Below are 15,358 nucleotides of genomic sequence, written 5' to 3' on the forward strand. Positions count from 1 at the left end.
AAAAATTATGGCCGCTGTCAGAGTCTTTGACCGCTGACAGGGCCGACCAAACCCTGTCAGCGGTCAAAGACTCTGACAGCGGTTTCAAAAAAACATCGTTCGTTTTCAGGCGATTATACTAAAAATAGAATGGATAGAGTAATTTTCCCCGACCGCTACAAAGGGCAGGTTGCTATCGTTACCGGTGGAGCAGACGGTTTAGGAAAAGCCATTGCCCGGCGGCTGGGTGCGGAAGGTGCTTCGGTGGCGCTCTTCGACCGAAATGCGGTTTTGCTGGAGCAAACAGCGCAGGAGTTTGCCGCTTCAGGCGTTGTTGTTCGGACGTATACCGTGGATATTTCGCAGGAAGAACAGGTCAAACAAGCCGTGGAGCAAACCGTTTCGGATTTCGGGCAGCTCGATGTCGTGGTGCATTCGGCGGGGATTGTTGGGCCTACCAGCACCAACATTACGGCCTACGCGACGGCTGATTTTGAAAAGTTGCTCGCCGTCAACCTGTTCGGGAGTTTTCTGATTACCAAATACACCGTCGGGCACATGGCCAGCCGGCAGTATGGCCGGATTTTGCTCATTGCGTCCATCGCCGGAAAAGAAGGCAACCCCGGCATGGTGGGCTATTCGGTCAGCAAGGCGGGCGTCATCGGGTTGGTGAAAGCCATTGCCAAGGAATACGCCACTGCCGGAATCACCGTCAATGGGCTAGCCCCGGCCGTGATCAGAACCGCCATGAACGCCGACACCGCCCCGGAACAACTGGCCTACATGACCGCCAAAATCCCGATGGGCCGCCTGGGCGAAACGGACGAAGTAGCCGCGATGGCCTGTTTCATCGTTTCCCCCGAAAACAGTTTTTCAACCGGTTTTATTTACGATATTTCGGGCGGCAGGGCAACGTATTGAGCAGGAAAGATCAAATCGGAGGAGTTCGTAAATCAAAAGGGTTGATCAATCCGTTACTGTCTTAACCAAATACGCTCCGTATGAAAACACGATTTCTTCCGCTTTTGATTGCATCGGTCGGCTTGTTCTTCGGTCGCGTTTCGGCGCAATCGAACCAACTGAAACCCGGTTTTGAAAAAGCCGAATACCTGGAAATGCTGCGCGTGGGTGCCGGACACATCGACTCGGCGACGATTGATCCTCCACAAGGCTACAAAAAAGTGTATCGCTCGCCGGTTGTGGGACTCGATAATCGCTGGGAATTGTGGCAGGGTGACAACGGCGTTGCGGTGATCAGCATTCGGGGCACCACCCTCGACCCGCTGGGCTGGATTGAAAACTTTTATGCCGCGATGGTGCCAGCCACGGGCCAGATTCAGTTGGGCCCCAACGAGCCGTTTGCTTACAAACTGGCTAAAAATCCCCGCGCGGCTGTCCACGCGGGCTGGTTAATTGGCATGGCGTATCTCGCCAGAGATATTCTGCCGAAAATGGATTCCTGCATTCAGAAAGGAACCAAAGAATTCATGATTACCGGCATCAGTCAGGGGGGCGCCATCACCTTTTTAATGACGTCGTACCTCTCCAACTTGCGGGGAAACCGGCTCCCCGCCGACCTGCGCTTTAAAACCTATAGCATTGCTGCGCCCAAGCCGGGAAATCTTTCCTTTGCGTATGATTACGAGGTTCTTACGCAGAGCGGCTGGGCGTTTAATGTGGTCAATTCCGCCGACTGGGTTCCCGAATTTCCGTTGACGGTGCAGACCACCGACGATTTCAACCTGACCAATCCCGTTACGACGATTCGCAAAGCCATCCGGAATCAGACGTTTCTCAATCGGGTGATGTTCAATTACGTTTTCAACAAAATGGACAAGCCCTCCCGAAAAGCGCAGAAACAGTACCAGCGGTTTCTGGGGAACTACATCAGCAAGGCTGTCGGGAAAAATTTGCCGGACTACCAGAAACCGACGTATTTCCCAAGCAGTCATTTTATGCGGGCCGGGCAGACCATCGTGTTGGACGCCGACGAAGAGTATTACCAGCAGTTCCCGGTTGATCCGAAGCAACTTTTCCAAAACCACCTGCTAAAACCGTATTTGTTTTTAGGAAACCGGCTGAAGTAAAGCCGGGGTTTCCTCCTGAAAACCGATGGTCGGACGTTACTCGCCTGACGGACCTTTCAGGATGATCTCCCGGTGCAGAACGCCCCATTTTCGCAGGGCTTCAATGACTTCATCCAGCGATTTGCTGTGGGGTGTCAGGGCGTAGGTAACCTTCACCGGGAAGGTGTCTTCCACCGTCCGTTTCACCAGCCCGTTCATCGTCAGATCCTGTAATTCCTTGGATAACACGCGGTCGGTAATGCCGTGAACCTCCCGGGCTATTTCACTGAACCGTTTCTCTCCGAACGTCAATGCCACAATGATGGGTAATTTCCACTTGCCATTCAGCACATCCAGCGCGTCGCGAATGGGTCGTAAAATTCCCATGCATTCCGAGTGATTCAATTCGACGGGCTTTTCCATAGTTTCCGGTTTGCTATCCAAAAGGATAGTGCTATTAAAAAGTATAGTGCTTACAAATAGATAGTAAATATAGGTAAATTTGTTTACGAAATAAAAAGATTAAAATCATGGAAACGCAACAAGATGTGACGATCCGGCGCAAGCTGGTCAACGTATATACGCCACCCGCCCAGCCGGGATTTCTGGGACCCGATCACACGGCCCGCGCGGTCATCCATAGGAGTTTTTCGGAAAGTGATCCGTTTATACTGTTGATGGACGACGTGCTCGACAAAAAAGGGGGTGAGCCGGTGGGCGGTCCGCATCCCCACGCTGGTTTTGAAACGGTTACACTGATCCTGGAAGGCGAACTGGGCGATGATGACCACCGGATGAAAGCGGGTGATTTCCAGATGATGACCGCCGGAAGCGGGATCGTTCATACGGAAACCATCGACCGGAAAACGAGGATGCGGCTTTTGCAATTATGGCTCAACCTGCCTAAAAAAGACCGCTGGACGACACCCCGCGTTCAGGATTTGACGGCAGAGACGGTTCCCAGCGTGTCGGAATCCGGGCTGGAAATCCGGCTCTACAGCGGTTCGTTTGCCGGGATTACCTCGCCGGTTCAGAATCATGTGCCGGTTATTATTGCCGACATACAGTTACAATCCGGCGTCAGCACCACCCAGCACCTTCCGGCTTCTTTTAACACCTTTTTGTACGTAGTTGGCGGAAGTGTTGAAATTGGGGAAGAGAGAACGCTGCTGAAAGAAAACCAGGTAGGCTGGCTCGATACCTTTTCCGGGGATGCGCTCAGCGACCTTCAACTAACCGCCGGGGAAACGGGAGGACGGGTGATTTTGTATGCCGGACAGCCGCAGCACGATCCGATTGTGTCTTACGGTCCTTTCATTGGCGACACCGAAAGCGACATCAAAGGATTGTACCAGGCGTTTCGGCAGGGCAAAATGGGGCATGTGTCGGTTTTGCCGGAAAAGCAGAAGTTTCGGTATTGAGTTACGTACGCGTCTCTGATTCAGAAAGAAAAGAGGGCTGGATGGGTAGTTCGTCATTCCGAATTCGTTTCGGGAATTGGAAGGACGAACTGCCCCTTTTAAACCGGACTTCAACAATCGGTGTTAAGCAGGTGGATTGTCCCGTAAACCACCGCGCCTATGTCTTTGTCTACCCCCAAACCGCCTTCCACACACTGGCGGCTTCGTCTGCACGAGATCATTTTCGAAGCCGATACGCCCGCCGGAAAGGCGTTCGATATGATCCTGATCGGGAGCATTCTGGTGAGTGTCATCATCGTCATGCTGGAGAGCATCGGCCGGGTCAGGGCGGTGTATGGGGATGAACTGCACCTGGCAGAGTTGTTTTTTACGGTGCTGTTTACCATCGAATACGTCCTCCGGCTCATCAGCGTGAAGCGACCGCTGCGGTATGCGGGGAGCTTCTTCGGCATCGTTGATATTCTGGCCATTTTGCCAACCTACCTGAGTTTGTTCGTTCCCGGCACCCAGTATCTGTTCACGATCCGTATTCTGCGGCTGCTCCGGATTTTCCGTATTCTGAAGTTATCGGCATACCTCTCGGAAGCCACCATTCTGACCAGTGCGTTGCGGGCCAGCCGTCGCAAAATCAGCGTGTTCATCCTGACGGTTCTTTCGCTGGTGGTTGTGCTGGGGTCGCTGATGTACATCATCGAGGGGGAAGAAAACGGCTTCGACAGCATTCCAACGAGCATTTACTGGGCCATTGTGACCCTGACGACCGTAGGCTACGGCGACCTCTCGCCCCAGACACCTCTCGGCAAGGCACTGGCATCACTCGTCATGATCATGGGCTATGGCATCATTGCTGTTCCCACCGGCATCGTCACCGTCGAACTTTCGCAGGCAGCCCTGAAGCTAAAGCAAGCCGTTTCATCCCAATCGTGTCCGTCGTGTGGGGCGGAAGGGCACGACACCGATGCGGTTTTCTGCAAATACTGCGGAACGCACTTGTAATGAGTTTCGCATTACCGGCTCCTGTTGAGGCTGAAATGGATCGGCAGGTTATATCGACAAGCCACCACCTGTCCCCCTTGTTTCGCCGGTATCCAGGCAGGCATATTTTCGATGAGTCGAATGGCCTCCGCGTCCAGCTCTGACCCCAGACCTTTTAAAATTTCCGCCTTCTCGATCCGGCCCTGCTCGCTGACGATAAAGGTAACGAATACCTTACCTTCCTGTCCGGCTTTCCGGGCGGTTTCGGGGTAGTGAAGATTCTTCCCAATATACTCGCCTAACTTGCTCATTCCTCCCGGAAAAGTGGGCGAATCTTCGACGACCAAATAAACCGGTCGGTCGGCTGTGGACGTCGAATCGAGGTTTTTGGGCTGGCATTGGGCCAGAAAGCAGAGCGTCCCCAGTAGTGAAAGTGTGGTAAGGAAGGATTGCCGGATCATGGAGTTTCTGTTGTGTGGCCAACCGAATAACCTGAATAGGCAAACGTACGGATTTCTGCCGTTACTTGCTCCCCAATTCGCTTAAATACCGGATCAAATCCCGCACATCTTCCTCCGAATACGCATCCATCAGTCCCGTCGGCATCAGCGAACCACTTTCGGTCTGGCTCGCCAGTTCCTTTTTGCCGATGACCCGGTTTTTGGTGGAACCCGTCGTTTTGATGTGAATCACCTCAGGGGTTTCGAACACCTTGATGCCCTGAATGATTTCGCCTTTTTTCGTTTCCACCTGCACCTGGTTATAGCCTTCCTTGATGTTCTGGTTGGGCCACAGCACTTCCGTGATGATTTCGCGGGAGGAAAGTCCGCGGCCAATGGCCGACAGGTTCGGGCCAATGGTGCCGCCTTTGCCGTTTAAAGAATGACAGGCCGAACAGCTTGGGTTGGCCTGATAAATCAACTCACCCCGTTTGGCATTGCCCTGTTCCTGAACGGCTTTTGCTAGTTTTTCTACGTAATCTGGACGGTATTTTCGGGCTACAATGGTCCGTTCTTCGGCCAGGGCATTCAGCCGGGCGCTGAGTTCGGGCGCGTTGACGCCTTTGGTGGCCAGGGCTTCCAGCGCCAGCCGGGCCTGCGGTTTTGGCAGGGCGGTTTTTCCCAGTTCCGCCGTGAGGGCCTTGATGCCGGAACGCTGGTCGATCAGAGGGGCGATGGCTTCCCGCATGGCGTCGACCGAAACCCCGGAACGCTGCATTTCGGCCACGGTTGCCCGGGCCGCCAGCGCAACATCCAGTTCGCTGAGGCCCTTTAACGACGCCAGCCGGATCACGCGGGGCGTTTCGGCAGAACCCACCAGCTTTTGCAGCAACGGCAAAGCTGCCCGCCCGCGCAGTTCGACCAATGCTTTCAAGCCTTCGGCCCGGACTCGCTGATCGATCTGGTTGTTCATCGCCAGGGTGTTGATGGTTGCCGCGGTTGAACTGATTTTCCAGGACCGCGCCAGATGAATCGCGGCCATGTTCACTTCGGCGGTTTTTGATGGCAAAAGGCTGTTCTTGAGAGAAGTAGCCGCAATAGGAGAGACCGGCCGGACGTCCAGTTTGCTCAGGTTTTCGAGCAAAACCGCATCGGTTTGCGCCGACGGCTGACTCAACACGAACTCGATGTCGGCGGCTTTTCCGGTTTTCGCCAGACTGAGCAGCAGATTCCGCCGGACCTCCGGCGACAGGTTTTCAGAACCAATCAGCTTCCGGTATTGATCCGGTGTATACCACGACGGTGGTAAAACGCTCACGAGCCAGGCCAGATGAGCCGGTTTTTTGAAGGTCAGCTTCCCGCTTTGCAACGCCGGTTCCCACGAATCCTGCAAGGCATAGGCGGTTTTGTTCAGGGCATACGTCAGAAATTTGTCCATCGGCTGGTTCAGCACCTGCGTCGCCAGCACCATCGCTCCGGGCGTATGAACGGAACTGACCGCCACCAGGGCTTCGAGCCGAACCCGCGCATTTTTGTCATTGATCAACGGTTCCAGCAGCGCCAGTGGATCAGCCAGGCGGTCGGACCAACGCCCGGCCACGTGCGCGGCATAGGCCCGCGCACCCGATTCTTTTCCGTTGACGAGTTGCCGAAGCAGGTCTTCATAGACCAGTTCGTGGCTTTCAAACACGCCGAGGGCCTCCATCCGGTGGTGTTCGTCATTCGGATCTTTTGGGTCTAGTTTTGCCACCCATTCCGTCAACGCCGGTCTGACTTCGGGCATCGGTTTTTCAGCCAATAACCGTTTCACCTGATACCGCACCCAGTGTTCATCGGATTTCAGATAATCCAGCAAAACCGGGACCGGCTGCCCGGCCAGCTTCGGCGGCTGAACGAGTGGCCGGTCGGTGGCCATAATCCGCCAGATTCGTCCGTGGGTTTTGTCACGATCCGGGTGCCGCATGGAAGCCTGATAATGTCCGATAATCGGGTTGTACCAATCCATAATGTACAATGCGCCGTCGGGGCCAACTTTCACGTCGATGGGCCGGAAACTGCGGCTGCTCGAACTCAAAATCGGATCGAGCAGCCGGGCTGAATACCCGGACGAATCGTTGGCGACCCGCATCCGCTCGATTTTGTTGTTGTAATACCCGGCAATCACAAAATCACCCTTCAGATCGTCCGGCAAGTGTTTGGTTCGAATGATTTCGATGATGGAACCTTTGATGACCAGCTTGCCAATGGGCGGGAGCAGGGCGCGTTGGGCGGTTTTGACCAGACCGGGAACCGTGTAAAACAATTCGGGGTCGTTGGCTTTGTGAAACATTTCCCCCCACTCGCCGAAGTTCATGCCCCACGGATTGACGCTGGCCATCGAACCATCCAGAAAATTGTCGAGCTGACGACGCAGGGGCCGATACCGCCAGATGGCAGCCCGGTCGGCTTTTTCGATGCCCCAGGCGGTTTCGACGCGGCTGTAAATGCTGTGTCCCTGCGAAAAAAACAACTCACCTCCCGGACTCCAGATAAACGAGTTGAGCGTCTGGTGCGAATCGTGCGTGCCAAAACCCGACATCAGCACCTGCCGGGTATCGGCTTTTCCGTCGCCGTTGGTATCTTTCAGAAACACCAGCTCGGTTTGTTCGCCCAGATAGACCCCGCCGTGGCCGAGCTCAAAACCGAGCGGCATCATGAGTCCGTCGGCAAAAACCCAGGATGTGTCAGCTTTCCCGTCGCCGTTGCGATCTTCCAGAACGGTGAGTTTATCGACCGGTTTTTTGCCGGGTTCCAGTTGCGGATACGACGGAATGGTCAGCACCCAAAGCCGCCCTTTTTCGTCCCACCGCATGGCGCAGGGGTCGGCAATGCCGAGGTCTTCGGAAGCGAACAACTCGATTTTGTAGCCTTTGGCCAACTGAAACGATTTGAGTTCGGCGGCCACCGAATTGTCGGTTTCGGCCGGCGAAACCGACATCGGATTGATTTGACCCAGACACCTATTTGGTTGACTGAAAAGGCCCAGAGTCAGGGCAATGAGGAGCGGTATTTTATACGTAGTGGGGTTGTTGACAGCAGTCATAAGAAAGGCGTTTGCCGATTCATACAGCCCACGGTTTCATCGCAACGGCGAACCGTCCGTGGGTTTGGAGAAAGACCATAATTTTAAATAACCGTTTTAACGGTTTAACGCGGTTTCCAAAACCGTTAAAACGGTTGCCTGGCCCGTGTTTCATTTCCGACGGATTTCCACGGTTCAAACCGTGGGCTGGTTTTTTGCGACTGGGACGGGGTTTGGGAAAACAGCTCATCGCACCGGAGCCAGCTTGCGTTGTTCGTCCGCAATCCGCTGTTCGGCTTCCCGGATTAGCGGCTCGAAAGCTTTCATTTCTTCCGGAAAAATCCGCCGGTTTTTGTCTTTCCAGTCGTGGCTGAACGGTTGCGTAATCCGGTCGCCGTTCAGGAACGCCCAGTTGCTTGGTCGCCAGTAGTTGAACCACAGGACGTTTTTCGTCAGAACTTCTTTTCGAAGCGGGGCAAACTGATTGGAAAATTCCTGCGGTTGATGCAAGGCTTTCATGATCAATTCCGCCACCAACTGTTGGCCGTCCGTGTTGAGGTGCATCCCGTTGGTCGTCAAAGTCCCGAACGAAGCTGACGACTGAACCGGATGAAACAGATCGACAAAACTGTACCCTTCGGATTCCGCCAGCTTTTTGATCTCATTCGTGTAGTGTTCAACGGGCGCGGTCGTCAAGCGATTATTCGATTTCCCTTCCGGGGTCAGGTGCGAACGGGCGGGTTCGAATGGAATCGGCGAAAGCAGCACAATGCGCCGGTCAGTTTTCCGGATTTCATTCAGCAGTTTTTGGTACGCAGCTATGAATTTGGGAAGGGCTTTTTCGCCCTCCAGCGACTCCAGTTGCCCGAACTGCACGAACACCACGTCAACGCCCAGGCTGTCCAGATTCTTGCTCCAACTCCCGAAACCGACATCCCGAAATTGCTCATACACCGTGTCGCCGTCCCAGCCCAGGTTCCAGAGGTGGAGTTTTGTGGTGGGGTGCGCGGCCATGAGCAGCGTTTCCAGAATACCGTCTTTACGCATCGTGGCGATGTTGGTTCCCCCGGCAAACGCAATGACATCGTCCGGGTTAAATTTCAGCGGCAAACTGCTCTGGCGTTTGTCCTCCGGGCGTTTCAGGTGGTCGTTCAATTGCGCTTCGTTCATCCCCGCCAGTTCGACTTTCGGATTGTGGACTAGCCTGTTGATTTTGTAGGTAACGGTTTGCGGATCACCGCTGTGAATCTGGAGGGCAATCTGCCCCGATGCATCCCCACCGGGGTCTTTGATCGCCACCGCTAATTTTCCATTAATGGTCGTCCAGATCCGGTCACCCACGGCCAGAATTTCGTAATGATTCCACTGTCCGCGTTTGACGGCTTTCTCGCCCCGGTCGCCCCAATCCAGCTTCTGCCGACCGTGTTCGTGGTAGAGTCGCCCCCAAACGTCTTTTCCCATATCCGCCTGATAGCCCAGGGCCTGCCCCGTCGCGTCGGCGGGTTTGGAGCGAAACTGAATCCCGGCATTGCGGTCGTCCGGTTCGAGTTTGACATCAATGCTCAAATAAAAATCACTCACCTTGACCGACGACCAGAGGAAGCGGTTTTTGGGAACCGGCTGGTTGGCCCGGCCCACGATAGTGCCGTTTTTCACCGACCAGTACTTCATGTCCGTCGCCGACCAGCCGGACAAATCCTTGCCGTTGAAGAACGTTTTATCCAGGCGGGGTTGCGCGAAACCGGTTGTGTCTACAATCGAGAGTAGTATCGCCAGAAAGGCAAACCGGTGGCAGTTTGTAGATCGAAAAGCGTCTTTAAAGAATTTTGGTGACAACATACGTTTTCTGTTGGTTTAGGAATTTTTACCCCAAATTTGGTTCCGGGAAATAACTGTTCATTGGCATTTTATCGTCATTCGAACGGCGGGTTAAAACCCACGGCTACAAAATGAGCCATCCCTACGGGATTTATGGTATTCGATTATCACCTGATTTGGCGGGTTAAAACCCACCGCTACAAGATGCTTCATCCCTACGGGATTTATCTTCGATTATTACCTGATTTGGGGCGGGTTAAAACCCACGGCTACAAAATGAGTCATCCCTACGGGATTTATCTTCGATTATTACCTGATTTGGCGGGTTAAAACCCACGGCTACAAGATGCTTCATCCCTACGGGATTTATCTTCGATTATTACCTGATTTGGCGGGTCAAAACCCACGGCTACGAAATGGGACATCCCTACGAGATGCTCAAATTCAAAAATCCCGTAGGGATGAATCATCTTGTAGCCCCCGGTTTGAACCGGGGGTAAAGATGAACGAGGTGGGTCTAAAATCCCGTAGGGATGAACGATAAAATGACAATGAACGGTTATTTCCTGAAAGTCAAAAAGGGAGCTTTATACATCTGGATGTAAAAGCCCCTTTAGGGGTTGGGGCAAGCTTTTCAATACCCCGGATTCTGTTTCATATCCGGATTGATAATGATCTCCCCGATGGGAATCGGGTACAGCAAATCCCGCTCGGTAACGTTAAAAGCAGCGGCTGCGGGCGCACTACCCAGCGGGTAATAATATTTCTGCGGATTGGCCTTCATTCGCGCACCGTAGTCACTCATGGTCTTGACAGCCAGGGCACTGCGGACCAGGTCATGCCAGCGTTTGTTCTCAAAAGCCAGCTCGATCCGGCGTTCGCGCAGGATGGCATCGCGCAACGCCGTTTGGTTGCTAGCGGTGGCGTTGGGCAACCCCGCCCGGCTCCGAACCTGATTCAGAAAACCGCCCGCATCCGCCGAACGCCCTTGTTCATTGGCGGCTTCGGCCAGCATCAACAGCACTTCCGCATACCGGTAGACGGGCCAGTTGACACCGGTTTCGCCGTAGCGGGCGTGCGGAAACTGGTATTTTTTGATGTACGGCGTGTTGTTATACGTAACCCCCACCAACGGCGAGGTGCCGGAATAAAACCCGATCGACGCCTTATACCGCTTGTCTCGGAGCGTATCCTCGTAAGCCGCCAGCAAATCGGGCGTTGGCGTATTGTAGCAGCCATCCGTATTCGACGACGACGGTTTTACGCCGGTAATCACCGATGGATCAGCCAGTACCGGCAAAAACTTATACGGCATGTAATTGCTGACGGCCTGCGACGTCCCTTCGGCGTACTGCACATCGAAAATGATTTCGCTATTGCCTTCATTCGTTGGTTTGAACACGTCGCCGTATTCCGCCACCAGCGCGTAACCCTGGGCCGTCACCTGTTTTAGAGCCGCTTCGGCTTCGGGCCAGCGTTTCTGGTTGATGTAGACATCGGCCAGCAGGGTGTAAGCCGCGCCCGATGCGACGCGCCCGGCCGCCTGGGCGGTTTTGGCGGGCAGCAGTTTGGCCGCCTGATCAGCGTCGGCAATGATCTGTTTATACACCTCGGCAATGTCGGCGCGCGGCTTGAAGGTGTCTTTGTAGGAACCGGCCGGTTCCAGAAAAACCGGGACGCCCCCGAAATTTTTCAGCAAATCGAAGTAGGCAAAAGCGCGCAGGAAATACGCCTGACCTTTCAGGTTGTCTTTGGAAGCCTGATCGAAATCGACCCCGTCGATCGTACTCAGCACCTGGTTGGCGCGGGCGATGATCAGGTAGTCGTTCGTCCATTTTCCGGCCGTATTGCGGTTGTTGTTTTCAATGGTGAATGTCGAAGGGTCTTCTTCCGGTTTGGGACCGCGCTGGGCGATGTTGAACACAAAATGCGTGTTGTCGGAACGCATCTCGTTCAGAATCCAGTCCTGGTTATACAGTGGTTGCAGCGGGGCGTAAATTCCGCCGACGGCCTGTTCAAAATCCGCTTTTGACTGGTAGAAACTGGCCGGTGTCAGCACGGTTTCGGGAACAACATCTAAAAAATCCTTGCAGGCGCTGATCGTAAAAAGCAGGAGTCCCGCGAGTAAAAATCTATTTTTCATGGTGAGTCGAATTGGAGGGTTTAGAAACCGACGTTGACGCCGAAACTGACCGTGCGGGGCACCGGATACGAATTTTCATCGATGCCCGGCGAACTGCCGCTGGCCGAATTGCGCGTGTTTACCTCGGGATTCGGCCCCGGATACCTGGTGATCACAAACGCATTCTGAACGCTGCCGTAAACCCGCAGTCGGCGGACGACGCTCCCGGCTTTCAGTGGAAGCGTGTAGCCCAGCGTGATGTTTTTGAACGACAGGAAACTGCCATCCTTGATGTAGCGGGTGTGCCAGCGGTCGCGCTCCAGATACGTCGTTCCCTGTTTCACACTGCCGTATTTGCCCGCTCCCGGATTTTCCGGCGATTTCCAGCGGTCTTTCACTTCGGCCAGGACGTTGAAAACGCCGTCGAGATTGGTTGTCCAGTTTTCGTAATGCGTCAGAATCTGGTTGCCGTAGGTGCCGGTGAGGGTCAGCGAACCGTCGAAATTTCCGTAGGTAAACGTGTTGGTCATCCCGAAAATGAAATCCGGCCAGGGGTTGCCAATGTCGGTGTAGTCTTCGGGAAATGTGATTTTTCCGTCGCCGTTCAAATCCCGGAACTTGATGGTTCCCACCTGTGAGTCAGCATACTTGGGCGACCTGTCGAAGTCGGCCTGATCCACATAGACGCCATCCTGAACCGCCCCGTAGAACATCCCGACGGGTCGGCCTACCTGCGAACGGTGGCTGTAAAAACCGTAGCTGCTGATGCCGTGGAACAAGGCCGTGGTTGATTGGGTCGATAGGCTGACGGTTTTGTTGCGGTCGAACGAAATATTGAAGTTGGTATTCCACGAAAACCGGCTGGTGTTGATGTTGTAGGTATTGATCCCGATTTCGTGCCCCCACAGTTTCAGCTCACCGATGTTGGTTTGGATGTTACTGAAACCGGACGATTGGGGAACCGCAACGTTAAACAGCAGATCGCTGGATTTGGTCGAATAGTAATTATATGTCAACTGAATGCGGTCGTTCAGGAAGTAGATGTCGGCGCCCACGTTCAGTTGCTTCTTGCGTTCCCAGCCTAACGCATTGTCGCCCAGGTTGGTTGTGGCCCGGCCCTGAAACAGCCCGTTGTTAAACCCGTAATACACCGGGCTGATGGTCGAACGAAATGTGTAATTCCCGATGTCGAAATTGCCGGTAGTGCCGTAGCTGGCGCGGAGTTTCAGGAACGAAACCGGTTTGAATTTCCAGAAATCTTCCTTCGACACAATCCAGCCCACGGAAGCCGAGGGGAAATTTCCCCAGCGGTTGTCCGGCCCAAACCGCGAGGAACCGTCGCGCCGAACCGAAGCCGTGAAGAGGTATTTGCTTTTGTAATTGTAATTCAGCCGCGCCAGATACGACAGCAAGGCCCACTCCTGCACCCCGCTGGTGACCACCACCCGACCGGCGGCACTGACGGCCTGAATCTTGTCGTCGGCGTAGTTACTGGCCGTAACGAGCGTGTTTTCACCCCGAAACCGCTGCGCCGTAAAATCGACCAGCGCGTCGATGTTATGCCCGTTGACGTCGGTTTGGTACATCAACGAGTTCTCGTTCACCCAGTTATACGACCGGCTGGAGTTGTCGGAACCGAACGGAATCCGGGGCGGGGGCGTAAACATGACGCCAATGGTCGACGGATTGAACTGGAACACGTTGGAATTGCTCGTCTGAACGTTCACCGTCGTTTTGGCCGTCAGCCCCTTCAAAATTTTGTATTCGACAAAGGCATTCGCCAACAGTTGTAGGTTTTTTCCCTCATACACTTTCTCTTTGGCCACCCGCAGCCAGTTCGGATTGCCAAACGTCGCCGGGTCCGAAGCGGTCAGCGTCAGGCTGCCGTCCGGGTTGTAGGGACTCGCCAGCGGGGTGGTCGCCAGAGCCGCCGAAACGATGTTCTCGGAACCGTACGGTCCGCCGTCGGTGGCAAAATTGGTGTTGGTGGCGTAATTCGGGGCGATGTTGAAACCGATTCGCACCTTCGGGCCGGGCGTAAAAATCGAGTTGACCCTCAGCGAAAGCCGCTTGTACCCCGTTCCGACAATGACGCCTTCCTGGCTGAAATACCCGCCCGTGACCGAGGTGCTGAAATTTTTCATGCCCGCGTTGACGGTCAGGTTGTAGCTCTGGATGGGCGCGGTTCGGGTGATGGCGTCATACCAGTCGGTGCCTTTTCCGGCGTATTGTTCGGGATTCTGAAAGGCCGCGTTCACCGGACGACCGTTCAATTCGGCGATTTCTTTCTGAAACTGCGCGTATTCCTGCGCGTTCATCATCGTCAGCCGACGCGATTTCGGGATCTGTTCGAAACCGTAATAGGCGTCGAAGTCGATTTGCGTTTTGCCGGGAATCGCCGATTTGGTCTGGATCAGCACCACGCCGTTGGCCGCCCGCGAACCGTAGAGCGAGGAGGCTGCGGCATCTTTCAGAACCGTAATGCTTTCAATTTCAGCGGGATTGATGGTGTTGATATTGCCGGAAATGGGCATGCCGTCCACCACATACAGCGGATCGGCCCCGGCGGTGATCGAAACCGCCCCCCGGATTTTGATGTTCATGCCTTCGCCAGGCCGTCCCGACACCTGATCGATGCGCACCCCGCTCAGTTTTCCCTGCAACAACTGTCCCACCTGCGCCACGGGCGCGTCTTTCATCTGCCGTTCGGAAATCGTGGAAATCGCGCCGGTAATGTCTTCCTTTTGCTGCGTTCCGTAGCCCACCACAACCACCTCGGCCAGGGCTTTCGTGTCGGTTTTGAGCAGAACATCGACGGTGGACCGGTTGCCAACGACCATTTCCTCCGGCAAATAGCCCACAAACGAGAAAACCAGCGTCGCATTTTCATTCGGAACGGCGAGCGTATACCGACCCTCGGCATTGGTGGTGGTTCCGCGCTGCGAGCCTTTCAGAACGACACTGACGCCCGGCAGGGCTTCGTTTTTTTCGTCGGTCACTTTCCCCGAAACCGTGATGTCGGCTTTGGGCTGGATCGGCAGGGGCGTAATGTCCCGCAGAATTTCCGGGGTGCTCAGAAAGGACGTTTTTCGCCGGTTGCGCTTGAGGATGATCTGCTCGTTGGTGGATTTGTATTCGATTTGCAGGGGTGACAACAGCCGGTCGAGGACCGTCGAAAGCGGTTCATTGAGGGCCGAGATGCTCACTTTTTCGTCGACCGGAATCATGCTCCGGCTGTAGGCAAACCGCACGTTGGCCCGGCTTTCGATCTCCGAAAGGGCTTTTTGCAGCGATACATTTTCAGCCTTCAGGCTAATATTTCGTTTGAGAAGGTCCTGCGCGTCGGATTCCCGGGCGTAAGCAACCGCCGTGAGGAGTCCAATGAGCAGAATTTGAAGCACCGATAACCGCATAAGGGCATATACAGTCTTGTTTTTTAGAAAAAAATGCATAGGTTTGGGTGGTTAAATTGAACA

At 54.4% G+C, this 15,358-nt stretch carries 10 protein-coding genes; 4 read left to right on the forward strand and 6 right to left on the reverse strand.

Annotated elements, in window-relative coordinates; translation table 11 throughout:
* Positions 1-129 precede the first annotated feature (129 nt).
* Entirely contained in the window at positions 130-900 is a 771-nt protein-coding gene (locus ACO064_RS20725; protein WP_421829139.1) for an SDR family NAD(P)-dependent oxidoreductase, read from the forward strand.
* Between the two features lie 80 nt (positions 901-980).
* Positions 981-2,066, forward strand: a complete 1,086-nt coding sequence (locus ACO064_RS20730; protein WP_421829140.1) for a lipase family protein — start codon at positions 981-983, stop codon at positions 2,064-2,066.
* Positions 2,067-2,102: 36 nt separating this feature from the next.
* Here the strand turns inward: ACO064_RS20730 and ACO064_RS20735 are convergent, their stop codons facing one another.
* Entirely contained in the window at positions 2,103-2,468 is a 366-nt protein-coding gene (locus ACO064_RS20735) for a winged helix-turn-helix transcriptional regulator (protein WP_421829141.1), read from the reverse strand.
* Positions 2,469-2,575: 107 nt separating this feature from the next.
* Between ACO064_RS20735 and ACO064_RS20740 the strand changes: the two genes are divergently transcribed.
* Both ACO064_RS20740 and ACO064_RS20745 read left to right on the forward strand, forming a co-directional pair.
* On the forward strand, positions 2,576-3,466 hold the full coding sequence (locus ACO064_RS20740; protein WP_421829143.1) for a pirin family protein: 891 nt from the start codon (positions 2,576-2,578) through the stop codon (positions 3,464-3,466).
* Positions 3,467-3,625: 159 nt separating this feature from the next.
* A complete protein-coding gene (locus ACO064_RS20745) occupies positions 3,626-4,462 on the forward strand; it encodes an ion transporter (protein ID WP_421829144.1) in 837 nt (278 codons plus the stop codon).
* An 11-nt stretch (positions 4,463-4,473) separates the two neighbouring features.
* Here ACO064_RS20745 and ACO064_RS20750 read toward each other — a convergent pair whose 3' ends face one another.
* The 5 genes from ACO064_RS20750 to ACO064_RS20770 all read right to left on the reverse strand — a co-directional run bounded on the left by ACO064_RS20750 (position 4,474) and on the right by ACO064_RS20770 (position 15,334).
* A complete protein-coding gene (locus tag ACO064_RS20750; RefSeq protein ID WP_421829145.1) occupies positions 4,474-4,902 on the reverse strand; it encodes an energy transducer TonB in 429 nt (142 codons plus the stop codon).
* A gap of 61 nt (positions 4,903-4,963) precedes the next feature.
* Positions 4,964-7,963, reverse strand: coding sequence for a PVC-type heme-binding CxxCH protein (locus ACO064_RS20755; RefSeq protein ID WP_421829146.1), 3,000 nt, complete (start codon positions 7,961-7,963; stop codon positions 4,964-4,966).
* Between the two features lie 225 nt (positions 7,964-8,188).
* Positions 8,189-9,781, reverse strand: a complete 1,593-nt coding sequence (locus ACO064_RS20760) for a family 16 glycoside hydrolase (RefSeq protein ID WP_421829147.1) — start codon at positions 9,779-9,781, stop codon at positions 8,189-8,191.
* A 613-nt stretch (positions 9,782-10,394) separates the two neighbouring features.
* Entirely contained in the window at positions 10,395-11,903 is a 1,509-nt protein-coding gene (locus tag ACO064_RS20765; RefSeq protein ID WP_421829148.1) for a RagB/SusD family nutrient uptake outer membrane protein, read from the reverse strand.
* Between the two features lie 20 nt (positions 11,904-11,923).
* Positions 11,924-15,334: a TonB-dependent receptor gene (locus ACO064_RS20770; RefSeq protein ID WP_421829149.1), complete on the reverse strand. Its 3,411-nt coding sequence runs from the start codon at positions 15,332-15,334 to the stop codon at positions 11,924-11,926.
* Positions 15,335-15,358 lie beyond the last annotated feature (24 nt).

The organism is Larkinella sp., from assembly GCF_965227735.1.
Taxonomy (GTDB): domain Bacteria; phylum Bacteroidota; class Bacteroidia; order Cytophagales; family Spirosomataceae; genus Larkinella.

Bases quoted from the DNA above. Each gene is read 5' to 3' on its own strand.
- ACO064_RS20750 (WP_421829145.1), bottom strand. From the start codon at position 4,902: ATGATCCGGCAATCCTTCCTTACCACACTTTCACTACTGGGGACGCTC.
- ACO064_RS20765 (WP_421829148.1), bottom strand. From the start codon at position 11,903: ATGAAAAATAGATTTTTACTCGCGGGACTCCTGCTTTTTACGATCAGC.
- ACO064_RS20745 (WP_421829144.1), top strand. From the start codon at position 3,626: ATGTCTTTGTCTACCCCCAAACCGCCTTCCACACACTGGCGGCTTCGT.
- ACO064_RS20755 (WP_421829146.1), bottom strand. From the start codon at position 7,963: ATGACTGCTGTCAACAACCCCACTACGTATAAAATACCGCTCCTCATT.
- ACO064_RS20735 (WP_421829141.1), bottom strand. From the start codon at position 2,468: ATGGAAAAGCCCGTCGAATTGAATCACTCGGAATGCATGGGAATTTTA.
- ACO064_RS20730 (WP_421829140.1), top strand. From the start codon at position 981: ATGAAAACACGATTTCTTCCGCTTTTGATTGCATCGGTCGGCTTGTTC.
- ACO064_RS20725 (WP_421829139.1), top strand. From the start codon at position 130: ATGGATAGAGTAATTTTCCCCGACCGCTACAAAGGGCAGGTTGCTATC.
- ACO064_RS20740 (WP_421829143.1), top strand. From the start codon at position 2,576: ATGGAAACGCAACAAGATGTGACGATCCGGCGCAAGCTGGTCAACGTA.
- ACO064_RS20770 (WP_421829149.1), bottom strand. From the start codon at position 15,334: ATGCATTTTTTTCTAAAAAACAAGACTGTATATGCCCTTATGCGGTTA.
- ACO064_RS20760 (WP_421829147.1), bottom strand. From the start codon at position 9,781: ATGTTGTCACCAAAATTCTTTAAAGACGCTTTTCGATCTACAAACTGC.